General features: G+C 63.6%; 26 protein-coding genes. 14 read left to right on the forward strand and 12 right to left on the reverse strand.

From position 1 onward, the window contains the following. The first annotated feature begins 170 nt into the window (after positions 1 to 170). The 6 genes from AIOL_RS19630 (at position 171) to AIOL_RS19655 (ending at position 5,952) form a co-directional block, all read left to right on the forward strand. Positions 171 to 806: a queuosine precursor transporter gene (locus AIOL_RS19630; protein WP_049644536.1), complete on the forward strand. Its 636-nt coding sequence runs from the start codon at positions 171 to 173 to the stop codon at positions 804 to 806. Between the two features lie 244 nt (positions 807 to 1,050). After that, a complete protein-coding gene (gene arfB, locus AIOL_RS19635) occupies positions 1,051 to 1,470 on the forward strand; it encodes an alternative ribosome rescue aminoacyl-tRNA hydrolase ArfB (protein WP_082152697.1) in 420 nt (139 codons plus the stop codon). 36 nt (positions 1,471 to 1,506) lie between these two features. Then, on the forward strand, positions 1,507 to 2,502 hold the full coding sequence (locus AIOL_RS19640; RefSeq protein ID WP_049644538.1) for a DUF3137 domain-containing protein: 996 nt from the start codon (positions 1,507 to 1,509) through the stop codon (positions 2,500 to 2,502). Positions 2,503 to 2,515: 13 nt separating this feature from the next. After that, positions 2,516 to 3,748, forward strand: a complete 1,233-nt coding sequence (locus AIOL_RS19645; RefSeq protein WP_049645563.1) for an MFS transporter — start codon at positions 2,516 to 2,518, stop codon at positions 3,746 to 3,748. 168 nt (positions 3,749 to 3,916) lie between these two features. Beyond that, positions 3,917 to 5,041 (forward strand): serine/threonine protein kinase, encoded by a 1,125-nt coding sequence (locus tag AIOL_RS19650; RefSeq protein ID WP_049644539.1) that lies wholly within the window; start codon positions 3,917 to 3,919, stop codon positions 5,039 to 5,041. Then, complete coding sequence (locus AIOL_RS19655; protein WP_049644540.1) at positions 5,038 to 5,952, forward strand: phosphotransferase enzyme family protein; 915 nt, start codon at positions 5,038 to 5,040, stop codon at positions 5,950 to 5,952. The genes AIOL_RS19650 and AIOL_RS19655 overlap by 4 nt, the downstream gene beginning before the upstream one ends. 186 nt (positions 5,953 to 6,138) lie before the next feature. Here AIOL_RS19655 and pncB read toward each other — a convergent pair whose 3' ends face one another. The 7 genes from pncB to AIOL_RS19690 all read right to left on the reverse strand — a co-directional run bounded on the left by pncB (position 6,139) and on the right by AIOL_RS19690 (position 11,808). After that, positions 6,139 to 7,431 (reverse strand): nicotinate phosphoribosyltransferase, encoded by a 1,293-nt coding sequence (gene pncB / locus AIOL_RS19660; protein WP_049644541.1) that lies wholly within the window; start codon positions 7,429 to 7,431, stop codon positions 6,139 to 6,141. A gap of 121 nt (positions 7,432 to 7,552) precedes the next feature. Continuing rightward, positions 7,553 to 7,897, reverse strand: coding sequence for a hypothetical protein (locus tag AIOL_RS19665; RefSeq protein WP_049644542.1), 345 nt, complete (start codon positions 7,895 to 7,897; stop codon positions 7,553 to 7,555). Between the two features lie 194 nt (positions 7,898 to 8,091). Then, complete coding sequence (locus AIOL_RS19670; RefSeq protein ID WP_049644543.1) at positions 8,092 to 9,315, reverse strand: S8 family serine peptidase; 1,224 nt, start codon at positions 9,313 to 9,315, stop codon at positions 8,092 to 8,094. Between the two features lie 9 nt (positions 9,316 to 9,324). Beyond that, positions 9,325 to 9,909, reverse strand: coding sequence for a hypothetical protein (locus AIOL_RS19675; protein WP_049644544.1), 585 nt, complete (start codon positions 9,907 to 9,909; stop codon positions 9,325 to 9,327). Next, positions 9,906 to 10,457 (reverse strand): RNA polymerase sigma factor, encoded by a 552-nt coding sequence (locus AIOL_RS19680; RefSeq protein WP_049644545.1) that lies wholly within the window; start codon positions 10,455 to 10,457, stop codon positions 9,906 to 9,908. The genes AIOL_RS19675 and AIOL_RS19680 overlap by 4 nt, the downstream gene beginning before the upstream one ends. A 112-nt stretch (positions 10,458 to 10,569) precedes the next feature. Next, entirely contained in the window at positions 10,570 to 11,172 is a 603-nt protein-coding gene (gene pncA, locus AIOL_RS19685) for a bifunctional nicotinamidase/pyrazinamidase (RefSeq protein WP_049644546.1), read from the reverse strand. Positions 11,173 to 11,190: 18 nt separating this feature from the next. Continuing rightward, positions 11,191 to 11,808: a DUF4166 domain-containing protein gene (locus AIOL_RS19690; protein WP_049644547.1), complete on the reverse strand. Its 618-nt coding sequence runs from the start codon at positions 11,806 to 11,808 to the stop codon at positions 11,191 to 11,193. Positions 11,809 to 11,937: 129 nt separating this feature from the next. Between AIOL_RS19690 and AIOL_RS19695 the strand changes: the two genes are divergently transcribed. The 7 genes from AIOL_RS19695 to AIOL_RS19725 all read left to right on the forward strand — a co-directional run bounded on the left by AIOL_RS19695 (position 11,938) and on the right by AIOL_RS19725 (position 18,902). Next, positions 11,938 to 13,161: an Hsp70 family protein gene (locus tag AIOL_RS19695; protein ID WP_049644548.1), complete on the forward strand. Its 1,224-nt coding sequence runs from the start codon at positions 11,938 to 11,940 to the stop codon at positions 13,159 to 13,161. A gap of 40 nt (positions 13,162 to 13,201) precedes the next feature. After that, positions 13,202 to 14,092 (forward strand): oxygen-dependent tRNA uridine(34) hydroxylase TrhO, encoded by an 891-nt coding sequence (gene trhO, locus AIOL_RS19700; RefSeq protein ID WP_049644549.1) that lies wholly within the window; start codon positions 13,202 to 13,204, stop codon positions 14,090 to 14,092. A 354-nt stretch (positions 14,093 to 14,446) separates the two neighbouring features. Next, positions 14,447 to 14,878, forward strand: coding sequence for a hypothetical protein (locus tag AIOL_RS19705; RefSeq protein WP_049644550.1), 432 nt, complete (start codon positions 14,447 to 14,449; stop codon positions 14,876 to 14,878). A 101-nt stretch (positions 14,879 to 14,979) separates the two neighbouring features. Continuing rightward, positions 14,980 to 15,363, forward strand: coding sequence for a curli-like amyloid fiber formation chaperone CsgH (gene csgH, locus AIOL_RS19710; protein ID WP_049644551.1), 384 nt, complete (start codon positions 14,980 to 14,982; stop codon positions 15,361 to 15,363). Positions 15,364 to 15,393: 30 nt separating this feature from the next. Further along, positions 15,394 to 15,798 carry a hypothetical protein gene (locus AIOL_RS19715; RefSeq protein ID WP_049644552.1) on the forward strand — a complete coding sequence of 135 codons (405 nt, stop codon included), beginning with the start codon at positions 15,394 to 15,396 and terminating at the stop codon, positions 15,796 to 15,798. Between the two features lie 800 nt (positions 15,799 to 16,598). Next, on the forward strand, positions 16,599 to 18,530 hold the full coding sequence (locus tag AIOL_RS19720) for an elongation factor G (RefSeq protein ID WP_049644553.1): 1,932 nt from the start codon (positions 16,599 to 16,601) through the stop codon (positions 18,528 to 18,530). Between the two features lie 177 nt (positions 18,531 to 18,707). Beyond that, the gene (locus AIOL_RS19725; protein ID WP_049644554.1) at positions 18,708 to 18,902 is read left to right on the forward strand and encodes a Flp family type IVb pilin; all 195 of its coding nucleotides are present in this window, start codon (positions 18,708 to 18,710) and stop codon (positions 18,900 to 18,902) included. Between the two features lie 65 nt (positions 18,903 to 18,967). Here AIOL_RS19725 and gyrB read toward each other — a convergent pair whose 3' ends face one another. Next, on the reverse strand, positions 18,968 to 21,385 hold the full coding sequence (gene gyrB, locus AIOL_RS19730) for a DNA topoisomerase (ATP-hydrolyzing) subunit B (protein ID WP_049644555.1): 2,418 nt from the start codon (positions 21,383 to 21,385) through the stop codon (positions 18,968 to 18,970). Positions 21,386 to 21,582: 197 nt separating this feature from the next. On the opposite strand from gyrB, the gene AIOL_RS19735 reads away from it, so the two are divergent. Beyond that, positions 21,583 to 21,933 carry a hypothetical protein gene (locus AIOL_RS19735; protein ID WP_049644556.1) on the forward strand — a complete coding sequence of 117 codons (351 nt, stop codon included), beginning with the start codon at positions 21,583 to 21,585 and terminating at the stop codon, positions 21,931 to 21,933. Positions 21,934 to 22,029: 96 nt separating this feature from the next. Here the strand turns inward: AIOL_RS19735 and AIOL_RS19740 are convergent, their stop codons facing one another. The 4 genes from AIOL_RS19740 to dnaA form a co-directional block, all read right to left on the reverse strand. Beyond that, positions 22,030 to 22,650, reverse strand: coding sequence for a LysE family translocator (locus tag AIOL_RS19740; protein WP_049644557.1), 621 nt, complete (start codon positions 22,648 to 22,650; stop codon positions 22,030 to 22,032). Between the two features lie 101 nt (positions 22,651 to 22,751). Beyond that, a complete protein-coding gene (gene recF / locus AIOL_RS19745) occupies positions 22,752 to 23,861 on the reverse strand; it encodes a DNA replication/repair protein RecF (protein WP_049644558.1) in 1,110 nt (369 codons plus the stop codon). A 21-nt stretch (positions 23,862 to 23,882) separates the two neighbouring features. Further along, complete coding sequence (gene dnaN / locus AIOL_RS19750) at positions 23,883 to 25,001, reverse strand: DNA polymerase III subunit beta (protein WP_049644559.1); 1,119 nt, start codon at positions 24,999 to 25,001, stop codon at positions 23,883 to 23,885. A gap of 112 nt (positions 25,002 to 25,113) precedes the next feature. After that, positions 25,114 to 26,466, reverse strand: a complete 1,353-nt coding sequence (gene dnaA / locus AIOL_RS19755; protein ID WP_049644560.1) for a chromosomal replication initiator protein DnaA — start codon at positions 26,464 to 26,466, stop codon at positions 25,114 to 25,116. Positions 26,467 to 26,500: the final 34 nt, after the last annotated feature.

The raw sequence follows: 26,500 nt of genomic DNA on the forward strand, positions 1-26,500 counted from the left end.
ACCCAAAATTAGCTTAACGCGTTTATCTTAAGGCATTTACGCCTTTCAGGCCCGCATGGCGTTTTGCCGCCGCGATGCCCTTGCGATCCAACGCGCATGGCGTTACATGCCCCCGTCCCGCGACGCGCGCGGGGCCAAGTCTCCGCGACCTTGTCAAAACGGATCAACAAATGACCAAGCTTCTACCTGGCGTGATCGCCATGGCGATCATTGTCGTCGCCTCCAACATTCTTGTGCAATTCTTCGTGGGCGACTGGCTCACCTGGGGCGCGTTCACCTATCCCTTCGCCTTTTTGGTGACCGACATCATGAACCGCGTCTACGGGGCTTCCGCCGCGCGGCGGGTGGTCTTTGTGGGTTTCGTGGTGGGCATCGTCTGCTCGCTGATCGGCACGCAGGTGATGGTGGAGCTTGCGCCGGACTTCTCGGCGCCTGCGGTGACGCTGCGGATCGCGCTGGGCTCGGCAACGGCGTTTCTGGTGGCGCAGCTCGTCGATGTGGCGATCTTTGACCGCCTGCGCGGCGGGACCTGGTGGCGCGCGCCTTTGGCGTCGACGCTGGTGGGCTCGACGCTTGATACGGCGCTCTTTTTCTTCATCGCCTTCTCGGCCACGGCGGCGGGCGTGCTGGGCAGTGACCACAATACCGAGTTCTTTAACGAGGTCGTGGCCACCCCCTTCGGCGCGGAATTGACCCGCTGGATCGGCACCGCGGGCGTGGATTGGTGCGTGAAAGTTGCCATCGCTTTGATCGCCTTGGTGCCATTCCGCCTCATCATTGGGCGTCTCACCGCACGGGTTGTGTAAAAAGTTTTGACAAACACAAAATCTGTGCCAACCTGAGCTTGTCTGAAACAAGCGAAAGGAGGTGACCCAGTGTCTAAAGCGATGTTGGAGAAAGTTGTCGGGACAATCGGAGGGCTCACCACCTGAGGGCAGCCCCAAGGGCTGGGACCCACGCTTGAACGAATGTTCTAACCGAACTTTCTCTATATGCCTTGGGAGGGCCGCCTGACATCCGGGCGGCCCTTTTCTATAGTAGACCGAGATCATGCGCATAAACGATGACATCACGATCGAGGATTGGGAGCTGTCCGAGCAGTTTATCCGCGCCTCTGGCCCCGGCGGGCAGAACGTCAACAAGGTCTCTAGCGCGGTCGAGCTGCGGTTCGAGGCGGCGCGTTCGCCCAATCTGCCCGGCCCGGTCAAGGCGCGGCTCAAGCGGCTGGCCGGGCGGCGCTGGACGCAGGATGGCGCGCTGATCCTGCAGGTCGACGAGACCCGCAGCCAGGCGCGCAACCGCGATATCGCCCGCGAACGCCTGGCCGAGCTGATAAAAAAGGCCCTCATCCAGCCCAAAAAGCGCATCAAGACCCGCCCAACGCTCGGCTCTAAGAACCGCAGGATCAAGGCCAAGAAGGTCCGCGGCGAGGTGAAATCCCTGCGCGGGCGCGTCGTAGACAGCGACTGACCCGATGCGGTACGCTCGTAAATATTGGAGGGTGCCATGGATTTCATCGAACGCAATCGCATTGAACAGGGCTTTGCCCCGATCTTTCAAGACGAGGTTCGCCCCAGGCTCGTCGCGCTAGAGCAGCAGCGCCAAGGCCGTCTGGCCTTGGCAAAGAGGTGGATCCGCATCCTCATCGGCGTCGCCGTCGCGGCGGTCATAATTATGGTCGTGATGTTTGGGGATCATGAGTTGATTTTGCCGATTGTTCTTGCTGTGGTTGGGTTCAGCGCCTTCGGGTCGCTTACCATCTGGAGACGCCAGTCCGCCAACTGGTCCGACAACGTGTCCGAGGTGATCATGCCGGCCATTTGTCGCCATGTCGGCAATCTCAGCTATGACAGATCAGGTGGCGATGGCATCGATACGGACAATATGGATCGTCTGGGGATGCTTAGCAGCTTCAACATCGCAAACTTCAAAGACCGGCTAGAAGGCAGCTACCGCGACACAAGATTTGTATTGGTCAAGGCGCATCTGCAAAAACGGAAAAGGTCGAGTCCAGACAACAGAGAGAGAACCACCACCACGGTTTTTAGAGGCCTACTGTTCTGGATCTCTGTGCCGGTCGCGGCGCCCGAGCCGATCCTGATCACCCGTGAACTTGGGAAGATGGAAAATAAGCTGGCCGAGATCTTCTCGGGCAAGAGCGGGCGCGGCATGCCCAACGTCAGCTTCGATCATCCCGAGTTCGAGGCCGCATTCGAGGTCTATTCCAACGACCCCGACGCCGCGCATCGCATGATGCCGTCCGCCTTCCTGGACAGCCTGCTGACCATCGGCACGCAGGAAACGGATCGCCGTGGCATCCAGAGTATGATCGCGGGCTTTTATGGCGACAACTTCTACATGACGCTCAAGCAGTCGATCGACTCCTTCCTTCAGATGGGGTCACTGAACACGCCGGTGGCTGATATGGAGGATGATGTTCACGCGATTTTCGCCGACATTGATATGATCCATCGCATCATCGACCGGCTGCATGGCGACTAGCAAGGAGACTAACTTGGGCAAGGATAGAGCCTATTTCCTGCTGCTGAACCTTGGCCATTTCCTGGACCATCTGTTCACATTGATCTTCGCGACGGTCGCGGCGTTGGCCTTGGTGCGCGAATGGGGCGTCAGCTATTCCGAGCTGCTCGCCTATGCCGCGCCGGGCTTCTTCGCCTTTGGGGCCTTCGCGCTGCCCGCCGGGTGGCTGGCGGATAAATGGAGCCGCGACGGCATGATGGTGGTGTTCTTTGTCGGAATCGGGCTGGCCTCGATTGCGACGAGCTTTGCGCAGACCCCGGTGCAGATCGGGATCGGGCTCTTTGTCGTGGGCGTCTTTGCGGCGATCTACCACCCCGTCGGGCTGGCGATTGTCACGATGAAGTGGCGCAACACAGGCATGCGCATCGCCGCGAATGGGGTGTGGGGGAACCTGGGCGTGGCCTCGGCGGCGCTGCTGACGGGCTATTTGATCGACAATGGCGGCTGGCGCATGGCCTTCGTTTGGCCCGGTTTAGTGTCGATTCTGGTGGGTGTCGCCTATGCTTGGCTGCGCTGGGATGGGATCTGGGAGGAGCACCGCGCTTCTAAGGCGCCGACCCCGCCCGAACCGATGAGCCCCGACTACCGCCGCGTGCTGATGCGCGTCTCGGGCATAGTGTTCCTGACCACGGCGGTGGCCTCTATCAACTTTCAGTCCACGACCTTCGCCCTGCCCAAGATGTTCGAGGAACGCCTGTCCGGCCTCGCGTCGCGCATCGCAGAGATGACCGCGCAGGGGGACGTGGCCACGGTGATCGGCGCGCTGGCCTTCGTGACCTTCGCGGTGGCCTCGCTGGCGCAGCTAGTGGTGGGCGCCTCGCTGGACAGGTTCGGCCCCCGCCGGGTGTTCATGGTGGTCGCGGCGTTGCAGATCGTGTTCTTTGCGCTCTCGCCGGGGCTGACGGACGGGCTGGCGCTGGCCGCGGCGCTGGGCTTTATGCTGGGCGCGTTCGGGCAGATCCCGATCAACGACTTCCTGATCGGCAAGCTGGCCAGCGGCTCGGCCCGCGCGCGGATCTACGGGGTGCGCTATGTGGTGGCCTTCACGGTGCTGGCGGCGGCGCTGCCGCTGATCGCCTTCGTGCACGCGCGCTGGGGCTTCGACACGCTGTTCTTGATCCTCGCGGGCGCGGCGGCGGTGATCTTCTGCGCGGTGGCGATGCTGCCGCGCGAGCTGCCCCGGCAGGAGCCCGTTGCGGCGGAATAGAATCCGGCTTCCTTGGCGCCCGCAACCATGCTAACCGGCAAGCGGATCTCCGGCGATGGCGTCGCCGGTCCGGGACCGCCCAGATCGTATCACCCTTCCTGCACGCCGGGACTTTCGATCGGGAGATTGGAGGACCTGCCAATCCCCAAGCAAGGAATGGAGAGACCGATGGCCTGGTCACCTGAGAAAACCCAAGTCAATTCCTGGAACGAGTGGGACCCGCTGCGCCACGTGATCGTGGGCCGCGCGGATGACTGCCACATCCCGCCCGAAGAGCCCGCCCTGGACGCCAAGGTGCCCGAGGACAGCGACATGCGCGGCCAGTGGGGGCGCCGCCCGCAAGAGACCATCGACCGCGCCAATGAGCTGCTCGACAGTTTCGCCGCCCAGCTCCAGGCCCGCGGCGTCCGCGTCGACCGGCCCACGCCCATCGACCACGCGCTGCCCGCCACCACGCCGGATTTCCACACCGACAGCCAGTTCGGCTGCATGCCGCCGCGCGACGTGCTGCTGACCGTGGGCGCCGAGATCCTAGAGGCGACGATGTCCTATCGCTGCCGCTGGTTTGAGTATCTCAACTACCGCCCGCTGATGCAGCAATACTGGGACGAAGACCCCAAATTCAGACACGAATCCGCCCCGAAACCGCGTTTGACCGATGCGGATTACCATCCGGATTACCTGTCCGAGAAGATCGGCGTCGAGAAGCGCCTGCAATGGGCGGCCGAGAAGTTCTTTGTGACCACCGAGGAAGAGCCGCTCTTCGACGCCGCCGACGTGCTGCGGTTCGGGCGCGACCTGGTGGTGCAGCACGGCTTCACCACGAACCTGAAGGGGATCGAGTGGCTCCGGCGGCATTTCCCCGACCACCGCGTGCATACGGTGAACTTCCCAGGCGACCCCTACCCGATCCATATCGACGCGACCTTCACGCCGCTGCGCCCCGGGCTGATCCTGAACAACCCGCAGCGGCGCCTGCCCGAGGGCCAGCGGGATATGTTTGAAAGGAACGGCTGGGAGATCGTCGACGCCGCGCAGCCTGCGCATAACGCGCCGCCGCCGCTCTGCTATTCGTCGGTGTGGCTCAGCATGAATGTGCTTGTGTTAGATCCGAAAACCGTCTGCGTCGAGAAGTCCGAGGTCTACCAGGCCGAGCAGATGGATAAGCTGGGGATGGAGGTTGTCGAGGTCGAGCTGCGCGACGCCTACGCCTTTGGCGGCGGGCTGCATTGCTGCACGGCGGATGTCTATCGCGAGGGGGGCTGCGAAGACTACTTCCCGCATCTGGCATGACCACCCCGGCGGGCATGGCCGCGCCCTGGGGCGGGACCGTCACCCGGATGGTGACGGAGCGCGAGAACCGGGTCTACGAGATGGCCCTGCCATCCGGTGAACGGGCCGCTTTGCGCCTGCATAGGGTCGAGTATCAGACCGGCCAGGCCATTGAGGACGAGCTGAAATGGACAGAGGCCCTGGCGCAACAGGGCTTCCCCTGTCCTAGGCCCGTGCCGACGCTTTCCGGTGATCTGGTGGTCGAGACGCCCGACGGGCTGGTCACCGCCGTGACCTGGGTCGACGCGGAACCCCTGGCGGATCGCTTCGATGCCGGCACGCCGCTTGCGCCAGAGCTTCGCCGGCTTGGCGCGTTGCTCGCCCGCCTTCACACGCTGACCGACGCCTCGGGATTGACCCTAAACCGGCACGCCTGGAACCGGGACGGCCTGACCGGCCCCGACCCGCTCTGGGGGCGCTATTGGGAGAACCCGGCGCTGCGCGACGCGGAAGCGCAGGCTCTTGTTGCGGCGCGCGATACCGCGCGCGATTACCTCTCGGGGCAGGCCGGGTTGGACGAGGGGCTGATCCATGCCGACGCGATTGCCGAGAACGTGCTTTGCACGGATCGGGACATGTGGCTGATCGATTTCGATGACAGCGGCACGGGCTACCGGCTCTATGATCTGGGCGTGGCCTTGGTGCAATTCTGGCAGCATGCGGATTTCGCGGATCTGGTGTCGAGCATCGCCGAGGGCTACGCTGGCGAGCGCGGTTGCGACGCGGCGCCCTTGGTGGCGGATATCCCAAAGTTCACCGCCATGCGCGGGCTGTCCTCGGCGGGCTGGCTGATCGCGCGGGCCGGGCCGGAGGACCCGCGCCACCGCCGCTATGTGGATCGGGCACTGGGACTGGCGCGGCGGTATCTGTAGGGCGGGACTTGTCCCGCCCCCCTCACCGCGCGCTCTGTTAACCATGCCAATGGCCGACATGCGCGCCGACGTTTTGCCGACGCTTTGCCGACGTTTTGCCGACAGCGCTTTTGCCTTGGTTTTATGGGGTTAACCTACTGATTCGCGGGGTTGGTGGGCGCGGCAGTGAAAGATCTTGTTAACGCTCTAGACGAAGACGTCCTCTTCCACCTGCTCCCCCACCCCAAACACCTGCTTGTAGCGCGCGATCTGGTCGTCGGGTCCCATCGCCTTGCGGGGGTTGTCGCTGAGCTTCACCGTGGGCCGCCCATCGGCGGCCACCGCCTTGCAGACCAGGCTAAACGGGGCCAGCGCGTCCCCGGGCGTCAGCCCGCGGAAGTCGTTTGTCAGCAGCGTGCCCCAGCCGAAAGAGACCCGAACCCGCCCAAAAAACTGCCCATGCAGCTCGGCGATCTTGTCCACGTCCAGCCCGTCCGAGAAGATCACCAGCTTCTCGCGCGGGTCCTCGCCCCGGTCCAGCCACCACTTGATCGCAATCTCAGCGCCCGTCGCCGGATCGCCGCTGTCGATGCGGATGCCGGTCCAACCGGCCAGCCAGTCCGGCGCGTTGTCCAGGAATCCTTGCGTGCCATAGGTGTCGGGCAGGATGATGCGCAGGTTGCCGTCATGCTCCTTTTGCCAGTCCTCCAGAACCTGATAGGGCGCCTGCGCAAGGCTCGTGTCGTCATCGGCTAATGCGCTGTAAACCATGGGCAATTCATGGGCGTTGGTGCCGATCGCCTCAACGTCCCGGTTCTTGGCGATCAGGCAGTTCGAGGTGCCGATGAACTTGTTGCCCAGCCCTTCGAGCATTGCTTGCGCGCACCAGTCTTGCCAGAGGAACGAGTGCCGCCGCCGGGTGCCAAAATCGGCAATCAAAAGCCCGTCCAGGTCCCGCAGACGGTCCACCTTCTCCCACAGCTTGGTCATGGCGCGGGCGTAAAGCACCTGCAGCTCGAACTTGCGCATCTCGCCCAGCACGGCGCGCCCGCGCAGCTCCATCAGCACGGCCAAAGCGGGGATCTCCCACAGCATGACCTCTGGCCAGGAACCCTCGAAGGTCAGCTCATACTGCCCGTCGCGTTTCTCTAGGTGGTAGGGCGGCAGGCGCAGCGCCTCGAACCACTCCATGAACTCGGATGTGAACATCTGCCGCTTGCCGTAGAAGGTGTTGCCGCGCAGCCAGGTGCTTTCGCCGCGGCTGAGGCTGAGCGATCGGATGTGGTCCAACTGCTCGCGCAGCTCGCCCTCGTCGATCAGCTCGGCCAGGCGCACATCCTTGGTGCGGTTGATCAGGCTAAAGGTGACCTGCGCATCGGACTTGTTGCGGAAAACCGATTGGCACATCAGCAGCTTGTAGAAATCCGTGTCGATCAACGACCGCACAATGGGGTCGATCTTCCATTTGTGGTTCCAGACGCGTGTGGCGATATCGACCATGACAAGCCCTTGGTTAACGGTGTTCCGTTAGAGCAAGCCCATGGCGCCTTGTCCAGCAAGCATTCCAACAGCAAAGGCCCCCCGCTCCGGGCGGAGGGCCTTCTTGGGCAGCAGGTTGGCCTTAGATTTTGCCGATCACAGCGCTGGGCGTTTCGCCGGTCTTCTTGAAGACCTTCGCGGGCGGCGCGGCGCGCTGCGGCACGATCTTGACCTTAAAGCGGCCGTTGCCATTGGACAGCAGCTTGAGCTTGGCGCCCACGCCATTCGCGGCGTTGGCGTTGTGATACTCGTCGCAGGCGTTCATACCTGATTCCGAGCACGCTTCTGGATGGTTGGTGCCGTTACAGGCGTTGATCACGTGATTGTAGCAGTCGGGCAGCGAGGCACCAGCATTGCCCGCGAAAGAGGCGGGGGCGGTCAGGGTCAGGCTGGTCAGCGCGGCTGCGATAAGGGTAATACGGGTCAATTAAATCTCCATTTGGTGTATGGTTTTAGGTCATTTCCTCGTTTTCGTAGCTATGTGTCGTGTGACCCGTCGAACCGGTTCAAACGCGCGCGAAAAAAATGCGAGAAAATCCACAAGATATTGAGAATAATGAGATAAAATCTAGGCCGACGCGGATCGCAAAGAACCTCTAGCAGGACCTGAATCAGAGCGCTTTAGCAGCCCTGTATCTGAACCAGGCCCCAGCCGTATTCCGCATCGCGCCCGGCGCTGCCCAGATCCGTCACCCCGCGCCGCAGGGCGCTGCGCACAGCGGCGGTGGACCCCGCGCCGCGCTTCACCGCATGGGCGGCGATGCCTGTCACGATCGGTGCCGCGAATGAGGTGCCCGAGGCGTAGCTGCCGCCCCGCGTCTTGGCGACATAGAGGTCGACGCCGGGTGCCGCGAACTCGATATAGCCGCCGCGATTGGCCTTGCGATATCGCCTGGCGGCGGCGTCCACGGCTGTCACCGCAATGACATTCGGCGAGGCCGCAGGGTAGGTGGCTTTGGTGCTGGAGTTGTTGCCAACGGCGGCGACCATGATCGCGCCGCGCCGCGCCGATGTGGCAATCAGGTCCGCAAGCGCGGTGTTTGATGGCCCGGCAAAGCTCATGTTTATGAGCCGCGCGCGGTTAGACAGCAACCAGTCCAGAGCGGCGGCTATGCGCTCGACATCCGCCGCGGGGCCGCGTCTCTCCTTGGCAAAGGCACTGGCGGCAAAAAGCTGTGCGCCGGGGCTGAACCCGGTCAGCGCGCCGCCGGGGTCATCCCCAACGATCAACGCGGCCACGCCCGTGCCGTGGTTGGCGTCCGTGGCCTTTTCCCTCGGCCCCAGCACGCTTTTCACGGTCAGGCCCGCACCGGCCAAGGCGGGGTGCCGAGGGTCGACCGGGCCGTCGATCATTCCGATCCGCAGCCCATTGGCGCGGCAGCCGCCCTGGCCGGACAGTCCGACCAGTTGCGGCGCGAATATGCGCGGTTTGCTTTGCGCGAACCGGTAAAAATTATGCACGTCGATCTGCGTTTGCGCGGCCGCCTGCGCGAGGATCCGACGCGCCCCGGCAAGGGGCAGGCCATTTAGGTCGAACACCTGCACGCTGCGGTTAAGCGTGCCGAATGTCCGCGCCCGCAGCAGTGTCGCCCCCGCAGAGGTTAGCGCATTGGCGGCGGCGTTGGCCTGTCCGACAGGGCCCGAAGTAATGAACTCAAAGCGCCCGCCCAGCGCCAAGGCCGCGTCGGTCCGTTGGCGCGTTGGTTCGCCGTCGTTGTCGTTGCGAGGCGTGGTCGCGCCCTGTCCTGCTGGTGGCGCGGCCCCGGATTGCTGGGCGGCGACCGGCCCTGCCAGGACAGCAAAAGAGATACAGACGAGTGCTACAACAAAACGCTTCGGGTGCATTAGGGCCCCCTATTCAACAGGTTCAGATAGGCTTTCAATCAAATCAGATACGGACAGGATGCCACGGGCTTCGTCTTCGGTCACGCCCTCAATTGGGTTGAGCTGGTACACGCCCAGCGCGGAGGGGCCCGCGACGATCTCGACACCGGCCTCAAGCAGGAGGTCGCGGATCGCAGATTCGGGCGCGTCGGGCGCAATGGTGATCTCGAAGGCGGCCTCGGTCCCGGCAAGCTCGAACCCGCCGGTATTTGGGTCGCCGCCCTGGGTCAGGAAGACGGCCTGGCCCAGAACCACGGCCAAGAGGATCGCGGCGGCGACCTGCCACAGCACGGGGCGGCGCAAGGGCTGGGAGGCACGCGGGGCGGGCGCCTCGGCCTCGGCCTCGACATCGCGCATCAGCTTGGCCAGGCCCATCTCGCCGGGGGAGTACATCTCTTCGGCCTGCATGGTCTCGCGGATCGCCTTCAGCGCGGACAGCTCGCCTTGCAGCTCGGCGTCCTTGGCCACGGCGGCCTCGACCTCGGCGCGCTCGTCGCCGGTAAGCGTATCGTTGGCCAGGAAGGGCAGCAGGGCTTGGATATCGTCGCGGGTCATGCCATCGCCCCCCGCTGCACGAGGCCCTGCAAGCAGCGCATCAAGAGCTTCTTGGCGTGGAACACGCGGGTCTTGATGGTGCCCTCGGGCACGCCCGCGGCCTCGGCGATCTCGCCATAGGTCATGTCCTCGTAGAAGGCCATGCTGATCGCGGCCTTGTGGTCGTCCTTGAGCTGGCCCACGCAGTGGCGCACATGCTGGGCCTCTTGGCCCGCGGTCAGGCAGGCCTCGGCGTCCGGGCTGTCATCAATCTGCTCTGGTATGTCATCGGTCACGCTGACCCGACCGCGCTTGCGGTGCTGGTCGATGACCTTGCGATAGGCGATGCCAAATATCCAGGTCTTCACTTTCGATCTCCCTTCGAAACGTCCGGCGGATCGCCAGATTTCCATGAACACGTCATGAAGTACGTCGGAGGACTCGAAGGGATCGTTCAATCTTGAGACGATGAATCGGTAGACCGGCTTCTCCAGCGCCTTGTAAAGCGCGGCAAGCGCCTGCTTGTCGCCATGGGCGATCTGGGTGAGATGCTGCGCGTGTGGGTCCACGAAAGATGCGCCCTCGGCTGGGAAATCAAATGTCCAATTCCCTAACCGCTACCGCAAATCACCGCGGAATTCTACAGCGCTCGGGGTCGCGAATTCCTGACCCCGTCGCCATTTAAACGAATGTCACGCCCGCGCCGGTCATCAGATCGCGCGCGGCGGCCAGCGAGCCGTGCATGTCAATCGCCCGGCAAAGGTTCGGGTCCACCAGCACGGTAAAGCCCAGCCTGGCGGCATCAACGGCAGAGTAGTTCACGCAGAAATCCGTCGCCAGGCCAACCATGGTGAGCGTGTCGATCCCGCGGGTGCGCAGGTAGCCCTCTAGCCCCGTCGGCGTCGCGTGATCATTCTCAAAAAACGCCGAATAGCTGTCGATGGCCGGGTTGTAGCCCTTGCGGATCACCATGTCGGCGCGGTCGGTGTTCAGATCGGGGTGAAAGGCGGCGCCCTCGCTGCCCTGGATGCAATGGTCCGGCCACAGCACCTGCGGGCCATAGGGCATCTCGGTCATCGAAAACGGCTCTGCCCCGTGCGAACTGGCAAAAGAGCTGTGCCCCGCGGGGTGCCAATCCTGGGTCAGGATCACCGCGGGAAATTCCTGCATCAGGTGGTTGATGCCCGGCACGATCTGGTCGCCCTCGCCTACGGCCAGAGCGCCGCCGGGGCAGAAATCACTCTGCAGGTCGATGACGATCAGGGCTTGGTTGGCTGCGCGCATGTCGGGCTCCGTCTTGGCTTACGGTCCGAGTGTATCGCCCGCGGCGCGGGTCAGCCAGCCCCGGTAACGCACCAGCCGCCCCAGAAGCGGCAGCCGCACATCGACATGGAAGCGAAAGCGCCCGTCATGTCCGGTCTCGTAGCTCTCGCCGCCGGGCAGCAGGAACCGTGGCATCGGCAGGCCCATAAGGCGCCAATGGCGAGGGGCCAGCCGCAGGCGGTCGCCCTCCACCACAAGCGCGAGCGACACGGTGAGCTTGCCAAACCGCTCGACCAACAGATGCGCGTCGCGCCCGGTCCCGCGGCTTTGATGGGTCACCATAACCTCGCCGTCAAAGTCGCGCGTCCAGGTCTCGCGCGGGCCCTTGGCGTTGAAGTGAACGGCAAGCGGCGTGGTGCCGGACCGGGTGGGAAAGCCCAGGATGCGGGCGATGAGGCGGTGCAGGATGGTCGCGCCGCCGGTGACCTCGGCCTCACCCTGCCAGACACGGGTGCCGGTCTCGCCATGCAGCTTCTGCACCTCGGCGGGCAGGTCAGCATATGCGGTGCCAAGCAGCGCTTGGTAGAGCGTTCCGGCGGGCTCTGCGGCATGCGTTTCCGGGCACCCGTCGACGACGCCAAAGATGCGTTTTCCCATCACCGACCTCCTGTTTCATAGATCGGCACGCGGGCCGCCATTCTCAACGAGGCATTCTGCCTCAACCCCCTGTTGACCCGCGCGCGGCGATCCCATATACGCCGCCTCCTTCCAAATGACAGGTGTCCCATGGCACGGCTTGCGATTGACTTCGGCACGTCGAACACGGCTGCGGCGCTGCCCGATGGGCGGATTGTGCCGCTAGAGCCCGGTGCGTCCACCATGCCCACCGCGCTGTTCTTCGATCCCTACAGCAAAGAGGTGCTGTTCGGCAGCGCGGCGGTGGCAGCTCTGATTGAGGGGCGCGAGGGGCGGTTCCTGCGGGCGCTGAAATCGGTGTTGGGCAACCCCTTGCTGCGAGAGAGCCGGGTCCTGGGCGGCGCGCGCACGACGCTCTTGGACGTGGTGGCGCGGTTTCTGACGCGCGCGAAAGAGCAGTCTGAGGCCGCGTTAGGGTCGAAAATCTCCAAGGTCGTCTCGGGCCGCCCGGTTCGGTTCCACAGCAAGGACGCGGCGCGCAACGCCCAGGCCGCGGTGGACCTTGAGGAGGCCTATCACCGCGCGGGGTTCACCGATGTGGCGTTCCTGCCCGAACCGGAGGCCGCGGCGCTGGCCTGCGGGGGCGTGGCCGAGGGCCATGGCCTGGTGGTGGACATCGGCGGCGGCACCTCGGATTACTCGGTGTTCCGCGGCCAGGGCGACGGCATAGAGGTGATCGCGAATTACGGCATCCGGTTGGGCGGCACGGATTTCGACCGGCTCTTGAACATCGACCGGGTGATGCCGCAGCTGGGGCTGGGTTCGATGATCCGCAACGAGATGGGCGCGGGCCAGAACGAGGCGCCGCGCGCGCTGTTTCGTGACCTGGCGACCTGGGAGAAGATCCCCTTCCAATACACGCCGCAGACCCTGCGCGATGTAAAGCACATGGCCCGGCTGGCGGTGGATCCCGGCCCGTGGGAGCGCCTGGTGACCGTGCTGGAGATGGAGCTGGCCCATGATATCGCCCACGCGGTGGAGGCGGCAAAGATCGATGCGAATGGCGGGGACGCGTCGGGGATCGATGTGGGGTTCCTGCGCAAGGGCGCGCGGTTCCCGCTGGACGCGGGCGATGTGATGCGCGTGCTGGCGGATCCGGCGGCAGAGATCGCGGAGGCGGCAAAACAGGCTCTAACAAGCGCAAAAATGACCCCGAGCGACATCACCCGCGTGGTGATGGTGGGTGGGTCCAGCCTGATGCAGGGGGTCGAGAACGCGGTGCGCGCCGTCTTCCCAGATGCCGAGATTGACCGCTCTGACGCGTTCACCGCGATTGTGGATGGGCTTGCCATCGCCGCCGCTCGGATGGATTAAGGCATTTCATATGTCCTACCGCTTCGCTACTTGAGGACCGATGTTTGTAGTCGCCGCGCTCTATCACTTCACACCATTTGAGGACCCGGACGGGCTGCGCCCCGGGCTGCGGGAGGCCTGCGACCAGGGCGGGGTGAAAGGCTCTCTCTTGATCGCGCGCGAGGGGATCAACGGCACCATCGCCGGGCCGCGCGCTGGCGTGGACGCGGCGCTGGCGCATATCCGCGCGCTGCCGGGCTGCGCCGATCTGGAGTGCAAGGAAAGCCACGCGGATCAGATGCCCTTCCGCAAGATGAAGGTGCGGCTCAAGCGCGAGATCGTCACCATGGGGCAGCCGGATGTGGACCCGCGCGCCGCGGTCGGGCGCTACGTGCAGCCCGCCGATTGGAACGCGCTCATCAAGGCGCCGGACGTGGCGGTGATCGACACGCGCAACGATTACGAGGTCGCCATCGGCACCTTCGACGGCGCCGTGGACCCGCAGACCAAGAGCTTTGGCGAGTTCCCCGCCTGGTGGCAACAGAACAAGGCGCAATTCGAGGGCAAGCGCATCGCGATGTTCTGCACCGGCGGCATCCGCTGCGAGAAGTCGACGAACTACCTGATCGGGCAGGGGGTGGAGGAGGTGTTCCACCTCAAGGGCGGGATCCTGAAGTACCTCGAGGAGGTCCCGCAGCAGGACAGCGCCTGGCAGGGCGAATGCTATGTGTTCGACGGGCGCGTCAGCGTGGGGCACGGGCTGGCGCAGGGCAGCTATGGGCAGTGCCACGCCTGCGGGCGGCCCGTGTCAGACGAGGATCGCGCGGCGGACGCCTTTGAAGAAGGCGTGAGCTGCGCCGCCTGCATCGGGGAATACAGCGATTCGGATCGCGACAGGTTTCGCGAGCGTCAGCGGCAGCTCAGGCTGGCGAAGGGCCGGGATTCGGTCTGATTTTGACCGCTATCGGATGACCGAAGCCGCAGTTTCTAGCGCGGCAACACTCTCAACTTAAATGCGTAGGATCGCGGGGCGAAGGCACCGCCGCCCGCCGCCCGTCAGGGGCGGCGCGCCGTAAGCTACTGAAAAGAAGTGGCCCGGGCGCGCGTCGTATGAGCGCCCCAAAAGGTTCATGACATCCAATGACAGGCGCGCGGTCAGCGCATAGCGATCCGGTGCTTTTGTGTGACATCGCCGGTCGGGGCCATGTTCGGGTCATCGGCAACACGCCGCACGGCATCCCCGCCAAACACCTGAACCTGAAACACACGAACCCAACCAAACCATACACATACCGGAGATTTCAAAATGACCTTCAAGACCCTGACCCTTTCCGCCCTGACCGCTTTGACCCTGGGCGCGGCCCCCGTATTGGCCGGCGGCAACACCGCCAATGTCGTGCAGAGCGGCTGGCTTAATGGCATCGGCGGCGGCCAGGCCGGCGATTTTAACCACATGGAGCTTTATCAGCTGGGCCTTGGCAACAACATCTTTGCCACGCAGGACGGTTCCGACAACGTCTCGGCGCATGGCCAGACCGGCGTGAACAACGACGTGGTCTCGAGCCAGGCGGGTTGGAACAACCTGAACGCCACGGGTCAGTTCGGAACGAATAACACGGTCGACATGAACACCACCGGCGGCGCCAACACCAATGTCGTGCTGCAATATGGCGACGGCAACTCGGCGTCCACGGATGTGCAGGGCTTCGGCAATAGCTCGGTGATCGTGCAGTACTAATCGCAACCCAACGCCAAGGCGCGCCCGGGCGGGGCCTCTCCCTCCCACATGTCACGCCCCGACCCGGGCCGCGCATATCTAGACAAACCGGAGACAGACCCATGGCCAAGACTTTCGCATTTCTCCCCCTCGCCGCCGCTGCGGCCGCGGTCTTTGTGGCCACCGGCGGTACTCAGGCGCATCACGTCGATGATCTGCCACTGACCTGCGAGATCGCGGTGACCGACGGCGCTTTTGGCCCGCAATATCAGGGCTTGGTGCACGCCACTGAAACGGTGCACGGAAGCTACGAGATGCAGTTCGCCAAGCATGGCGCCAACACTGCCAACGTTACCCAATCCGGCAACTTCTCGGTGCGCGCCGGTGACACTGCAGTGCTGGGCCAAGCCAGCATGGGCCGCCGCGCCGAGGTAGAGGCCACGCTGACCCTGCGCTTTGATGGCATCAAGATGATCTGCGCCACCGACCCCCAATTCGACCTCTGATCCCAACCCAATTCATAAGGAACCTGACCCATGAAAAAGACATTGCACAAAACACTTACTGCCCTGACCCTGGCCGCCGCGACAGCACTTGCCGCCCCTGCCACCGCCGGCGGCTCGATCAACTTCGTGATCGACGCCAAGAACCCCGACGAGGCGCAGGCGATCCGCACCGGCCTGGTGATCTATCAGATTTTCAACGACATTCAGACCGACGGCCATGTCAGCCAGAACGGCATCGGCAACGCTGCGGCTCTGCTGCAGGGCGGCGGTGGGAACATCGGCATCATCCACCAGGATGGCAACGGCCACGACGCCAGCCTCAGCCAGACCGGCGGCGGCAATAGCTGCGGCGTGTTCCAGTTCGGCAACAACGCGTCGAGCCATGTGAGCCAGACCGGTGGCGAGGCCTGCATCGTGATCGGCGCAGGTTTCTAAGGCCCAATCGCGACCAGGGCCGCGGGTCTCCTCCCTCCCTTCACGGCCCGCATTGCGCCCCGTCGGACACAGTCCGGCGGGGGTTTTCTGTTGCGGCCCGGCGATGGGCTTTGGCCGCGCGAGGCGGTCTATACCGTCTGCGAGAATGCGGTGAAGACGCCGCGCTTTGCGTCGCCGTTCTTGGCGGCGGCGCATGTCAGAGCGGTTGGGCCCGGCGTGGCGCTCTGTTGGCAACAAATTCCTGGCCAAGGCGATCCGCGCCAACCCGTCGTGAGAGCGGGAGATTTTCCCGTCCCACTTCTTTATCCCAACCCACAAACAAGATGCCCGCTACGAGGGCGCGGGTCCCGTCTATTGCGAGCAGCATTGGGGGTCGACCTTTGGGCTTTACCCGGATCCGCCCGCGGGGACGGATGTCGAGGCACTGCGGGCAGAGCATATCGCGCTGCTGGAGGCGCGTTTGCGTGGCGATGCGGTGCACCAGGTGCGGGCCGCCTGAGGCTGGGCGATCAAAATTTCAGTGTTTGGGTGAAACTTAAGCTTTTATTAGCGCGATTGGCCGAACACTGAAATTGGGAGGGTGCGCAGCACTTACCCCAAAAAGCGAATCATTGGTGCCGCGCAAAAACGCTTGACGCAAAGCGCTTCTGAACCGAGCATCAATCCAAGGCTCCCAGATCGGGCAATCCGGCGGGGGCCGGGCAGCACATACAGGCGAGGGCAAAAGCAGCCGCTTTTTTGCTTCCGATCGAGTAGGGCGCGACACGCGCTTGGTTTATACTCGATTGGAGGAGAGAAATATGCGTTGCTTCACGGTCCTCGGACCCTCGCAGTCTGGCAAAACAACACTCGTCAAGGCTCTCGGTGAACTAGAAGGCGGCTCTCAGGAGACCGCCTTTTCTGATCGCCTCACCCTCCGAACGTTTGATTACATTGGCGAGACCTGGGCCGCCCTGGATGTGGCCGGCGGCGCTGACAATCTGGGTGCGGCGGGGCATGCGCTGGCGGCGAGTGATTCTGTGGTGCTTTGTGTGGCGCCTGATCCCGACAGTGCCGCCCAGGCCGCGCCTTATCTTCGGTTCATCGAGGAAGCAGACGTGCCCTGCTATCTGTTCATCAACCGGATGGACGCCGCAGAGGCCCGCGTGCGCGACACCGTCGCCGCGCTGCAGACCTATGCCAGCCGCCCCGTTGTCCTGCGTCAAATCCCGATGCGCGAGGGCGGGCAGATCGTGGGCTCTGTCGACCTAATCTCGGAACGCGCCTGGGAATACCAAGAGGGCAAGCCGTCGAACTTGATCGAGCTTCCCGACGCGATGCGCGACGCGGAAACCGAAGCGCGCACTGAACTCTTAGAAAATTTGGCCGACTTTGACGACGATTTGCTAGAGCAGCTTATCGAAGACAAAGTCCCGGCCCCCGAAAACGTCTTTGCTCTGGTCAGCCAGATGCACCAGCGCAATGCATTCATCGCGGCCTATATGGGCGCGGCAGAGCATGGCAACGGGCTGTTCCGATTGATGAAATCACTGCGGCACGAATCCTCTGGCCCGGGCGATATACCCGAGCGCTTGGGGATCGGCGCGGCGACCGCCGTCGCGGTCTATGCCGATAACCGCAAACATGTCGGCAAGTCGGTGCTATTGCGCGATCTGAACGGCGGGCTTGCGCAGGGCGGGACAATCGGTGGCGACACGATCGGTGCCTTGAATGGCGTTGATGGCAAACCCATCACCGCTGCGTTGGAGCCTGGCGGGCTGGCCATCGCGGTTAAGTCAGATCACCTCAACCCCGGCAACGGCTACACGGAGGCCGAGGCGATGGGGTTGCCTGAGTGGACGCGCGGACTGCCGGCGGGCTTCCTCCGCGTATTGACCCCAGATAATGACCGCGACGATGCACGGCTGTCCGGCGCTTTGGCCAAGATGGAGGCGATCGATCCCGGTCTTACCATCAGCCACGATGAGGAGACGGGGCATCTGGTGGCGCATCTGCAGGGGCCGATGCATATGCGGCGTTTGACCGAGAAGCTGTCGGAGGATTTTGACATCCCTGTGTCAGATCACTCGGTCGCGGGCAGCTATTGCGAGACGATCACGCGAAATGTGGAGAAGCGCTACCGCCATCGCAAACAGTCCGGCGGGGCCGGACAATTCGCGGATATTGTGTTCACTTTAGCCCCAAATAAGCGCGGTGAGGGCTTTAGCTTTGATGAGGTGGTCAAGGGGGGCTCGGTGCCGCGCAATTATATCCCTTCGGTTGAAGCGGGGGCGAAGGAATGCCTCGCGAAGGGGCCGCTGGGGTTCAGGGTGGTGGATGTGGGCGTGACGCTCATGGACGGCAAGCACCATTCGGTCGACAGCTCGGATTACGCGTTCAAAACCGCCGCATTGATTGGGATACGCGAGGCCCTGCGCGAGGCACGGCCGGTCCTGCTGCAACCCATCGAGCACGTGGATATCCATGTGCCTTCAATCTATTCGGGCCAGCTTGTGGCTCAGGTCTCTTCGCTTAAGGGGCAGGTTTTGGGCTTTGACCCGCATCCTGTCGCCAAGGGCTGGGATATCTTTAGGGCCTTGTTGCCTGCCTCGGTGCGGGATGAGTTGTTCCAGGCGCTCAGCGGGATGACCCAAGGGACCGCATGGGTTGAAAGCCGCTTTGATCACTATGAAGAGCTTCACGGGCGTGAGGCCGAGAAGATCCAGGCCGAGCGCGCCGAAGCAATGGCCTAATGAACCGGGCACCCCGTCGCACAACCTGGCGGGGTGTTGCCGACACGACATTTCCGCAATAATTGCCGCGCTTGAGCACAGACTGTCCCGATTTAGGACACAATTAACCTTCATTAACGTCCTTGCCGGTGCAAAGACGCAGTCGGTTAATGAAAACATAAGAAACGGAGCAGACCGATGAAACTGTACGATAATATGACGAAGTTCGCGCGCGACGAAGATGGTGCAGTCACCGTCGACTGGGTCGTGCTGACCGCTGCAATCGTTGGCCTCGGGATTGCCGTGCTGACCACTGTAGGCGGCGCCACTGACGAATACGCTGACGAGATCGGCGATCACCTGGACTCGCTGGGCATCAAGACCAGCTACTAACTCCCCGCACCGAGTAATGCTGGGCGCGGCGGGTCACCTGCCGCGCCTTTTGTACATTATAGCGCCTAAAAATCCAAATTCTCGACGCTCAGCGCATTTTGCTGGATGAACTCGCGGCGGGGTTCCACGACGTCGCCCATCAACTTGGTGAACAGGTCGTCGGCCTCTGGGAAGTCCTCGATCTTGACCTGCAGCAAGGTGCGCGCTTCTGGGTCCAATGTGGTCTCCCACAGCTGGTCCGGGTTCATTTCGCCCAGACCCTTGTAGCGTTGAAGGGTTTGACCCTTCTCGCCCTCGGCCAGGATGGCCTGCAATAGCGTCATGGGACCGTAGATCGGCTGTTCGCGGTCTTTGCGGACCAGCTGGGACGGGCTTGCGAATACGTCTCGCGTTGGCTGGGAGACCTCGCTTAGGCGACGGGCCTCGCCGGATCGCAGAACGCCACCGTCCAGCGTCCTCAGTTCCTCGACGCCGCGCAGGATGCGCGACAGACGGATGCCGTGGTCCTGCGTGATCCGGCCCTGCCAGCCGCGTTCGTATTCCTCGGCCACCAGGTCCAGGCGGGCGGCCACGGCCTCTGCAACGGCTTGCAAATCGGCGTCGGCGCGACCTGGGTCAAACGCGCCCGTCAGAGCGGCCTGCTCGACGATGTTGCGTTGATAGTGTGTGGGAAAGGCTTCTAGGACGCGCCGGAACTGCCGCGCGGCCTCCACCACGCGGGCGAGATCCGCGCCGGCAATCTCCTCGCCGCTGGTCAGGCGCAGCACGGCGCCCTCAATGCCCATTTCGATCAGGTGATCCTCTAGCGCGGCCTGGTCCTTGAGATAGACCTCGGACTTGCCGCGGCTGACCTTATAGAGCGGCGGCTGCGCGATATAGAGGAACCCGCCCTCGATGATCTGCGGCATCTGGCGGAAGAAGAATGTCAGCAGCAGCGTGCGGATATGCGCGCCGTCGACGTCCGCGTCCGTCATGATTATGATCTTGTGGTAGCGCAGCTTGTCGATGTCGAACTCGTCGCGCCCAATCCCGGTGCCGAGCGCGGTGATTAGCGTGCCAATCTCTTGGCTGCCCAGCATCCGGTCAAAGCGGGCGCGTTCCACGTTCAGGATCTTGCCGCGCAGGGGCAACACCGCTTGGTTCGCGCGTGCGCGGCCCTGCTTGGCGGAACCACCGGCGCTGTCGCCCTCCACCAGGAAGATCTCGCGCTTCTCGGGGTCCTTCTCCTGGCAGTCGGCCAGCTTGCCGGGCAGCGAGGCGACATCATTGGCGGATTTCTTCCGCGTCATCTCGCGGGCCTTGCGGGCGGCCTCCCGCGCGAGCGCCGCCTCGACGATCTTGGTGACGATCATCCGCGCCTCGGCGGGGTGCTCGTCGAACCATTCCGACAGCTTCTCGTTCATCAGGCCCTCGACGGCGGGGCGCACCTCGGAGCTGACAAGCTTGTCCTTGGTCTGGCTGCTGAACTTGGGGTCTGGCACTTTCACCGAGAGCACGCAGGTCAGCCCCTCGCGCGCGTCCTCACCCGAGAAGTTGATCTTTTCCTTTTTGGCCAGGCCCGACTGCCCGGCCAACAGGTTCAGCGTCCGGGTTAGCGCGCCGCGGAAGCCCGCCAGATGCGTGCCGCCGTCCCGCTGCGGGATGTTGTTGGTAAAGGGCAGCACGTTCTCGTGGTAGCCGTCATTCCACCACATGGCGACCTCGACGGTGATCCCGTCGCGCTCGCCACGGATAAAGATCGGGTCCTCGATCATCGCCTGCTTAGAGCGGTCCAGGTAGCGCACGAACTCGTTCACGCCGCCCTCATAGAACAGCTCGGTCTTCAAAGGCTCGGCGGGGCGTTCGTCTTCCAGGATGATCCGCACGCCGGAATTGAGGAAGGCCAGCTCGCGCAGCCGGTTCTCGAGCGTCTTGAAGTTATATTCCAGGTTAGAGAACGTGTCCGTTGAGCCCAGGAACCGCACCTCGGTGCCGGTGCGGTCGCCGCAATCGCCCAGAACCTCTAGGTGCTTGGCGGTCTCGCCATGCTCGAACCGGGCGCGGTGCTCTTTGCCGTTGCGCCAGACCGTCAGCTCAAGCCAGACCGACAGTGCGTTCACGACCGAGACGCCGACGCCGTGCAGACCGCCGGAGACCTTGTAGGAGTTGCTGTCGAACTTACCGCCCGCATGCAGCTGGGTCATGATGACCTCGGCGGCGCTGACGCCTTCCTCGGGGTGGATATCCACCGGGATGCCGCGGCCATTGTCGCTGACAGAGACGCTGCTATCGGCGTGGATTTTCACGCGGACTTCGGTGGCGTGGCCCGCCAGGGCCTCGTCAATCCCGTTGTCCACCACCTCGTACACCATATGGTGCAGACCAGAGCCGTCATCCGTGTCGCCGATATACATACCGGGACGCTTGCGGACTGCTTCTAAGCCTTTGAGAACTTTGATTGATTCGGCGCCGTAATCGTCGGGCTGCCGGACTGCTTCGGCCATGCGTGGCTTTCCCCTTATTCTTGTGGATTATATACGAAATCCTGGGGGCAATGTCACGCCCAACGCCTAGATTTTGTTCAAATACCATACAAGTCGAGAGGCTGGCTTAACCTGTCCGTGCTAGGCGTTTGCTGTGGTAGTTTGGGTTCCCAAATCGCGAGGGTCAGATGCGGCGGCGGAGTATAGTTTTTGGGGCAGTGATTGCCTGTCTTTGCGGGGCCGCCTGGGGCGCAGAACGCCCCATTCGCGGAGACCGGATTGCCGAATTACTGAACGGTAACACGGTCCTTGGGATCTGGGGCGGCGACCCCTATCGCCAATACTTCACCGCAGCGGGCGAAACCATATATGCCGTTGAGGGCCAGCGCTCGACTTTGGGCCGATGGCGCATAGGCGAGCACGGTGATTTTGAGAGCCAATGGGGCGCGGAGCCGTGGGAACGCTATCCGATCGTTACGATCGATGAAGAGCTGCATTGGGTCGCGCAGAGCGGCGCGCGTCTGCCCTTTAAGATCCTGCCGGGCGAACAGCTTGTTTGGCCGCAATAGGGTCTGTTTTCATGCAAAACGAGCCGCGGCTCCCACCCGGATCCATGATCCGGGACGAATCACTAAGTTTCGATGAAAATCCCAGAATTTAACCGCTCAGGTGAACGGAATCACAAAGCCCACCGCGATCAGCAACCCGCCTGCCGCGAGGTTCAGCCGCCGCAGCGCCGCGGGCGAGCGCACCAGCCGCCGCATCCGGTCCACAAACGCCGCAAGCATCAGGTTCCCCAAGAACGGCACCGCCATCGAGATTGGGATGATCACCGCGATATCCACCCAAGTGACCCGTGACACGTCGAAGAACCCCGGCAAGAGCGCCATGTAGAAGAGCGCGGCCTTTGGGTTCGCGATCACCGCCGCCAACCCCGCGGCAAACCCCGCCCACATGCCCGGACGCGTCAACCGGCTGTCCTCGCCAATCGCCTTGCCCGCGCTGCGGATCACCAGGATGCCCATCACAAGGAACATCAACACCGCCACCCATTTCAGCGCCAAAAGGAACCAAGTGAATGTGGCCGCCAGCCACGTCACGCCGAGGATCGCCACCAAGGGCCAGATCGCGTCGCCAACCGCCACGCCCAACGCCAAGGGCCAGGCCGCGCGAAACCCGCCCGCCATGGTGCGTGCCATCACCGCCAACCAGACCGGGCCGGGCGTGATGAAGAGGATGAAGAGCGCGCCCGCGTAGAGCGCTAAATCGAGCAATGTGAACGCCATGGGGCAGCGTTACGCCCGAATGTCGGGGGGTGCTAGTTCTTGGCCGCGGATTTCTTGCCCGAGCCTGCAAATGGGACCTGTGCACGTCGGATCAGCATCGACTAGCCACGTTCGCTGATCAGGGATGTACCATCTTGCTCGGTGACCTCAAAGCGCTGGGCCCGGGCGCCCAGATCCTCAAAAAGTTCCGCGCCGGTGCCGGTCATCCAAGCCTGGGCGCCAAGGGCGCAGATCTCGTCGTAAAGCGCGTCGCGGCGCGTCGCATCAAGATGCGCGGCGACTTCATCCAGCAGAACGATGGGCGGGGCGCCGAAATCTTGCGCCAGGGCGCGGGCATTGGCGAGGATCAGCGAGATCAGAAGGGCCTTCTGCTCGCCGGTGGAGCATTGCTTGGCCGGGGCCCCTTTGGCGGCGTAGGTCGCATCCAGATCGGCGCGGTGCGGGCCGATGAGCGTGCGCCCAGCGTAAAGGTCCTTTTGGCGGTGTTCGGCCAGGGCAGCGGCGAAATACTCGGCCCTTGCGGGCGTCCTCGTCTCGTCCGGGGCCGTGAGAGACAGGTCCGCGGTTGGAAACAATGTGTCGGCGCTTGACTGCGCCTCTGCCAGCCGGTCCAGCGCGTGCTGCCGACTGCTTTGGATCGCAACGCCGGCCTCGGCCATCTGGTTTTCCAACGCGACGTACCAATGGGCGTCGCGGACCTGGTCCTTCAAGAGGCGGTTGCGCTCGCGCATCGCCTTTTCGTATTTCAAGGCGTTTTCGGCATGAACAGGCTCGAAACTAAGCGCGATCCGGTCCAGAAACCGCCGCCGCCCGTCTGCGCCCTCTATCCAGAGGCGGTCCATCGAGGGCACCAGCCAGACCATTCGCGCGATGCGCCCAAGGGCGGTCTGGGTCGCGGATTTCTCGTCAATGGTGACCTGGCGCGGCGCGGCGGGCTCGGCCCAACTGGCCAGCTCATGCACCTGGTGCAGCGATTGCAGCACGGCGGTCAGCTTCCAACCCAAAGCCTCTGGCGTGCGGATCAGCTCTTCGGCGGCGGCGCGGCGAATGCCGCGACCGGGAGAGAAGAGCGAGACCGCCTCGAGAATGTTGGTCTTGCCCGCACCGTTCGGGCCATAAAGCGCAATCGGGCGGCCATCTAAAGAAAGCCGCGCCGCGCGATGCGAGCGAAAATGCGAAAGCGTCAGCTCGGAGAGGCAAAGGCGGGTCATGGGACCCCGCTTTGAGGCGGGTTAGACCCGCATCGGCATGACAACATAGACCGCGCTGGTGTCATTGCCCTCGCGCATCAGCGTCGGGTCGCCGGCGGAGTTGAAGAGGAACACGGCGTTCTCGCGGTCCACCTGGCTGGCGATCTCGAGCAGGTACTTGGCGTTGAACCCGATCTCGAGCCTTTCGTCGCCATAAGCCACGGCCAGCTCTTCCTCGGCGTTGCCGCTATCGGGCGCGTTCACGGACAGAACCAGCCGGTCCTCGTCCAGCTGCAGCTTCACCGCGCGGGAGCGTTCCGACGACACGGTGGCCACACGGTCCACGGCCTTGGCAAAATCGGCGGCGTCGACCTCCATCTTGCGGGTGTTCCCGGCGGGGATCACGCGCGTGTAGTCGGGGAAGGTGCCGTCGATGACCTTCGATGTCAGGGTGATCTCGGGCGTGGCAAAGCGCACCTTGGTCTCGGATACGCTGACGGCGATGGTCGCGTCGTCATCGTCCAGCAGCTTGCGCAGCTCGCCCACGGTCTTGCGGGGCACGATCACGCCGGGCATTTCCTCGGCGCCTGCGGGCAGTTCGCTGTCGATCCGCGCCAGGCGGTGGCCATCGGTGGCCACGCAGCGCAGCATCTTGCCGCCCTCTGCCTCGGCGACATGCATATAGACGCCGTTGAGATAATAGCGGGTTTCCTCGGTGGAAATCGCGAATTTTGACTTGTCGAAGAGCCGTCGCAGCTCGGGCGCCTTGGCCGAGAAGTTCGACTGATACTCAGACGAGGCCATCACCGGGAAATCCTCGCGCGGCAGCGTGGCCAGCGAGAAGTTGGACCGGCCCGCCGCGATCTCGAGCCGCCCCGAGGCGCCGTCATCGATAAGCTGCACCAGCGCCCCGTCCGGAAGCTTGCGCACGATCTCGTTCAGCGTCACCGCGCTGACCGTCGTGGCGCCGGCGCGCTCGACCTTGGCGGCGGTTTTATCGACGACTTCGATGTCGAGATCCGTCGCGCGGAAGCTGACGGTGTCGCCTTCGGCCTCGATCAGTACGTTGGCGAGGATCGGAATGGTGTTCCGGCGCTCGACAACAGACTGCGCCTGGCCGACTGCTTTCAGCAGTGTTGCGCGCTCGATGGATAGTTTCATGCCCTCGATCCTTTGCCCTGTGCCGGGGGGGTGAAACGTACTCGTTTCCGGCCCCGGCTCAAGTCATTTTTTGGGGTTGAACCCCATATATGGGGTCCGAAGGGCATCTAGGTCACGCTTCGAGCGCGCGCCGCAGCAGCTCCAGGTCCTCGGCGATCTGGCTGTCGGTGCCGCGCAGCTCGTCGATCTTGCGCACGCCATGCATCACCGTGGTGTGGTCGCGACCACCGAACCGGCGCCCGATCTCGGGCAGGCTGCGGCTGGTCATCTTCTTGGCCAGCCACATGGCGACCTGGCGGGGGCGGGCGATGGTGCGCACGCGGCGGGGCCCGATCAGGTCGCTGAGCCGCACGTTATAGTGCTCGCCGACCTTGCGCTGGATCTCTTCGATGGTGACCTTGCGGTCCGCCTCGCGCAGGATGTCGGCCAGGCAGTCCTGTGTCAGCTCTAGGCTGATCTCTTTGCCCACCAGGGATGCGAAGGCGAAGAGGCGCATCAGCGCGCCTTCGAGCACGCGGACGTTGGTGGAGATGCGATGGGCAAGGAACTCTAGCACGCCGTCGGCCATGGGCACGTTGCCATGGGCGGCGCGCTGCTGTTCGGTCTTTTGTTGCAGGATGCCGAGGCGCAGCTCGTAGTCGGTCGGGTGCAGGTCAACGACCAGCCCGCTTTGCAGGCGCGACTTGATGCGGGCCTCAAGGTCCTTGATCTCGCCGGGCGCGCGGTCCGCGGAGATGATGATCTGCTTGTGCTGATCCACAAGCGCGTTGAACGTGTGGAAGAATTCTTCCTGGGTGCTGTCCTTGCCCGCGATGAACTGCACGTCATCTACCATCAAGACGTCGACCGAGCGGAAGAGCTGTTTGAAATCCATCATCTGCTTTTCGCGCAGCGCCTGGATGAAGCGGTACATGAACTGTTCGGCCGACAGGTACACAACGCGCAGGTCGGGGCGTTGCGTTACCAGCTCGTGCGCGATGGCGTGCATGAGGTGGGTCTTACCAAGGCCGACGCCGCCATAAAGGAACAGCGGGTTGAACGTGACCTCGCCGCCCTCGGCGACGCGTTTGGCCGCGGCATGGGCCAGCTCGTTCGGCTTGCCGACCACGAAACGCTCGAAGGTGAAGCGCGGGTCAAGCGGGGCGCCGGGCACGCCGAAAGCATCGTGGCCAGCCTGCGCGGGAGGGGTGGCCGTGGGTTTTGCGGCAGGCTGACGAGGGGCCCCGGAAGACACCGCGAATTTCAGCCGCGACACATCCGCGCCGGACTTAGTGAGCGCGCCAAGGATGTTGTCGGCATAGTTGCGCTGCACCCAATCCCCCATGAAATTGGTGGGTACGTGGAAGGTGGCGACCCCGTCTTGGAGCTGCGCGAACTCAAGCGGTTCAATCCAGTTTGAGAAGTTGCTCTTGCCTACTGCCCCAGCAAGCGATTCCTTAATGTGTCCCCAAGTGGCGTTGTCCATCTGTCTTTTGACCCGCTTTCTTTCCGTCCTGACG

This window comes from Candidatus Rhodobacter oscarellae (assembly GCF_001078595.1).
Taxonomy (GTDB): Bacteria; Pseudomonadota; Alphaproteobacteria; order Rhodobacterales; family Rhodobacteraceae; genus Rhodobacter_B; species Rhodobacter_B oscarellae.

Bases quoted from the DNA above. Each gene is read 5' to 3' on its own strand.
- pncA (WP_049644546.1), bottom strand. From the start codon at position 11,172: ATGCGCGCAGCCAACCAAGCCCTGATCGTCATCGACCTGCAGAGTGAT.
- AIOL_RS19725 (WP_049644554.1), top strand. From the start codon at position 18,708: ATGAAACTGTACGATAATATGACGAAGTTCGCGCGCGACGAAGATGGT.
- AIOL_RS19640 (WP_049644538.1), top strand. From the start codon at position 1,507: ATGGATTTCATCGAACGCAATCGCATTGAACAGGGCTTTGCCCCGATC.
- dnaN (WP_049644559.1), bottom strand. From the start codon at position 25,001: ATGAAACTATCCATCGAGCGCGCAACACTGCTGAAAGCAGTCGGCCAG.
- gyrB (WP_049644555.1), bottom strand. From the start codon at position 21,385: ATGGCCGAAGCAGTCCGGCAGCCCGACGATTACGGCGCCGAATCAATC.
- dnaA (WP_049644560.1), bottom strand. From the start codon at position 26,466: ATGGACAACGCCACTTGGGGACACATTAAGGAATCGCTTGCTGGGGCA.
- AIOL_RS19670 (WP_049644543.1), bottom strand. From the start codon at position 9,315: ATGCACCCGAAGCGTTTTGTTGTAGCACTCGTCTGTATCTCTTTTGCT.
- csgH (WP_049644551.1), top strand. From the start codon at position 14,980: ATGGCCAAGACTTTCGCATTTCTCCCCCTCGCCGCCGCTGCGGCCGCG.
- trhO (WP_049644549.1), top strand. From the start codon at position 13,202: ATGTTTGTAGTCGCCGCGCTCTATCACTTCACACCATTTGAGGACCCG.
- pncB (WP_049644541.1), bottom strand. From the start codon at position 7,431: ATGGTCGATATCGCCACACGCGTCTGGAACCACAAATGGAAGATCGAC.
- AIOL_RS19720 (WP_049644553.1), top strand. From the start codon at position 16,599: ATGCGTTGCTTCACGGTCCTCGGACCCTCGCAGTCTGGCAAAACAACA.
- arfB (WP_082152697.1), top strand. From the start codon at position 1,051: ATGCGCATAAACGATGACATCACGATCGAGGATTGGGAGCTGTCCGAG.
- AIOL_RS19650 (WP_049644539.1), top strand. From the start codon at position 3,917: ATGGCCTGGTCACCTGAGAAAACCCAAGTCAATTCCTGGAACGAGTGG.
- AIOL_RS19675 (WP_049644544.1), bottom strand. From the start codon at position 9,909: ATGACCCGCGACGATATCCAAGCCCTGCTGCCCTTCCTGGCCAACGAT.
- AIOL_RS19690 (WP_049644547.1), bottom strand. From the start codon at position 11,808: ATGGGAAAACGCATCTTTGGCGTCGTCGACGGGTGCCCGGAAACGCAT.
- AIOL_RS19740 (WP_049644557.1), bottom strand. From the start codon at position 22,650: ATGGCGTTCACATTGCTCGATTTAGCGCTCTACGCGGGCGCGCTCTTC.
- recF (WP_049644558.1), bottom strand. From the start codon at position 23,861: ATGACCCGCCTTTGCCTCTCCGAGCTGACGCTTTCGCATTTTCGCTCG.
- AIOL_RS19695 (WP_049644548.1), top strand. From the start codon at position 11,938: ATGGCACGGCTTGCGATTGACTTCGGCACGTCGAACACGGCTGCGGCG.
- AIOL_RS19655 (WP_049644540.1), top strand. From the start codon at position 5,038: ATGACCACCCCGGCGGGCATGGCCGCGCCCTGGGGCGGGACCGTCACC.
- AIOL_RS19705 (WP_049644550.1), top strand. From the start codon at position 14,447: ATGACCTTCAAGACCCTGACCCTTTCCGCCCTGACCGCTTTGACCCTG.
- AIOL_RS19715 (WP_049644552.1), top strand. From the start codon at position 15,394: ATGAAAAAGACATTGCACAAAACACTTACTGCCCTGACCCTGGCCGCC.
- AIOL_RS19630 (WP_049644536.1), top strand. From the start codon at position 171: ATGACCAAGCTTCTACCTGGCGTGATCGCCATGGCGATCATTGTCGTC.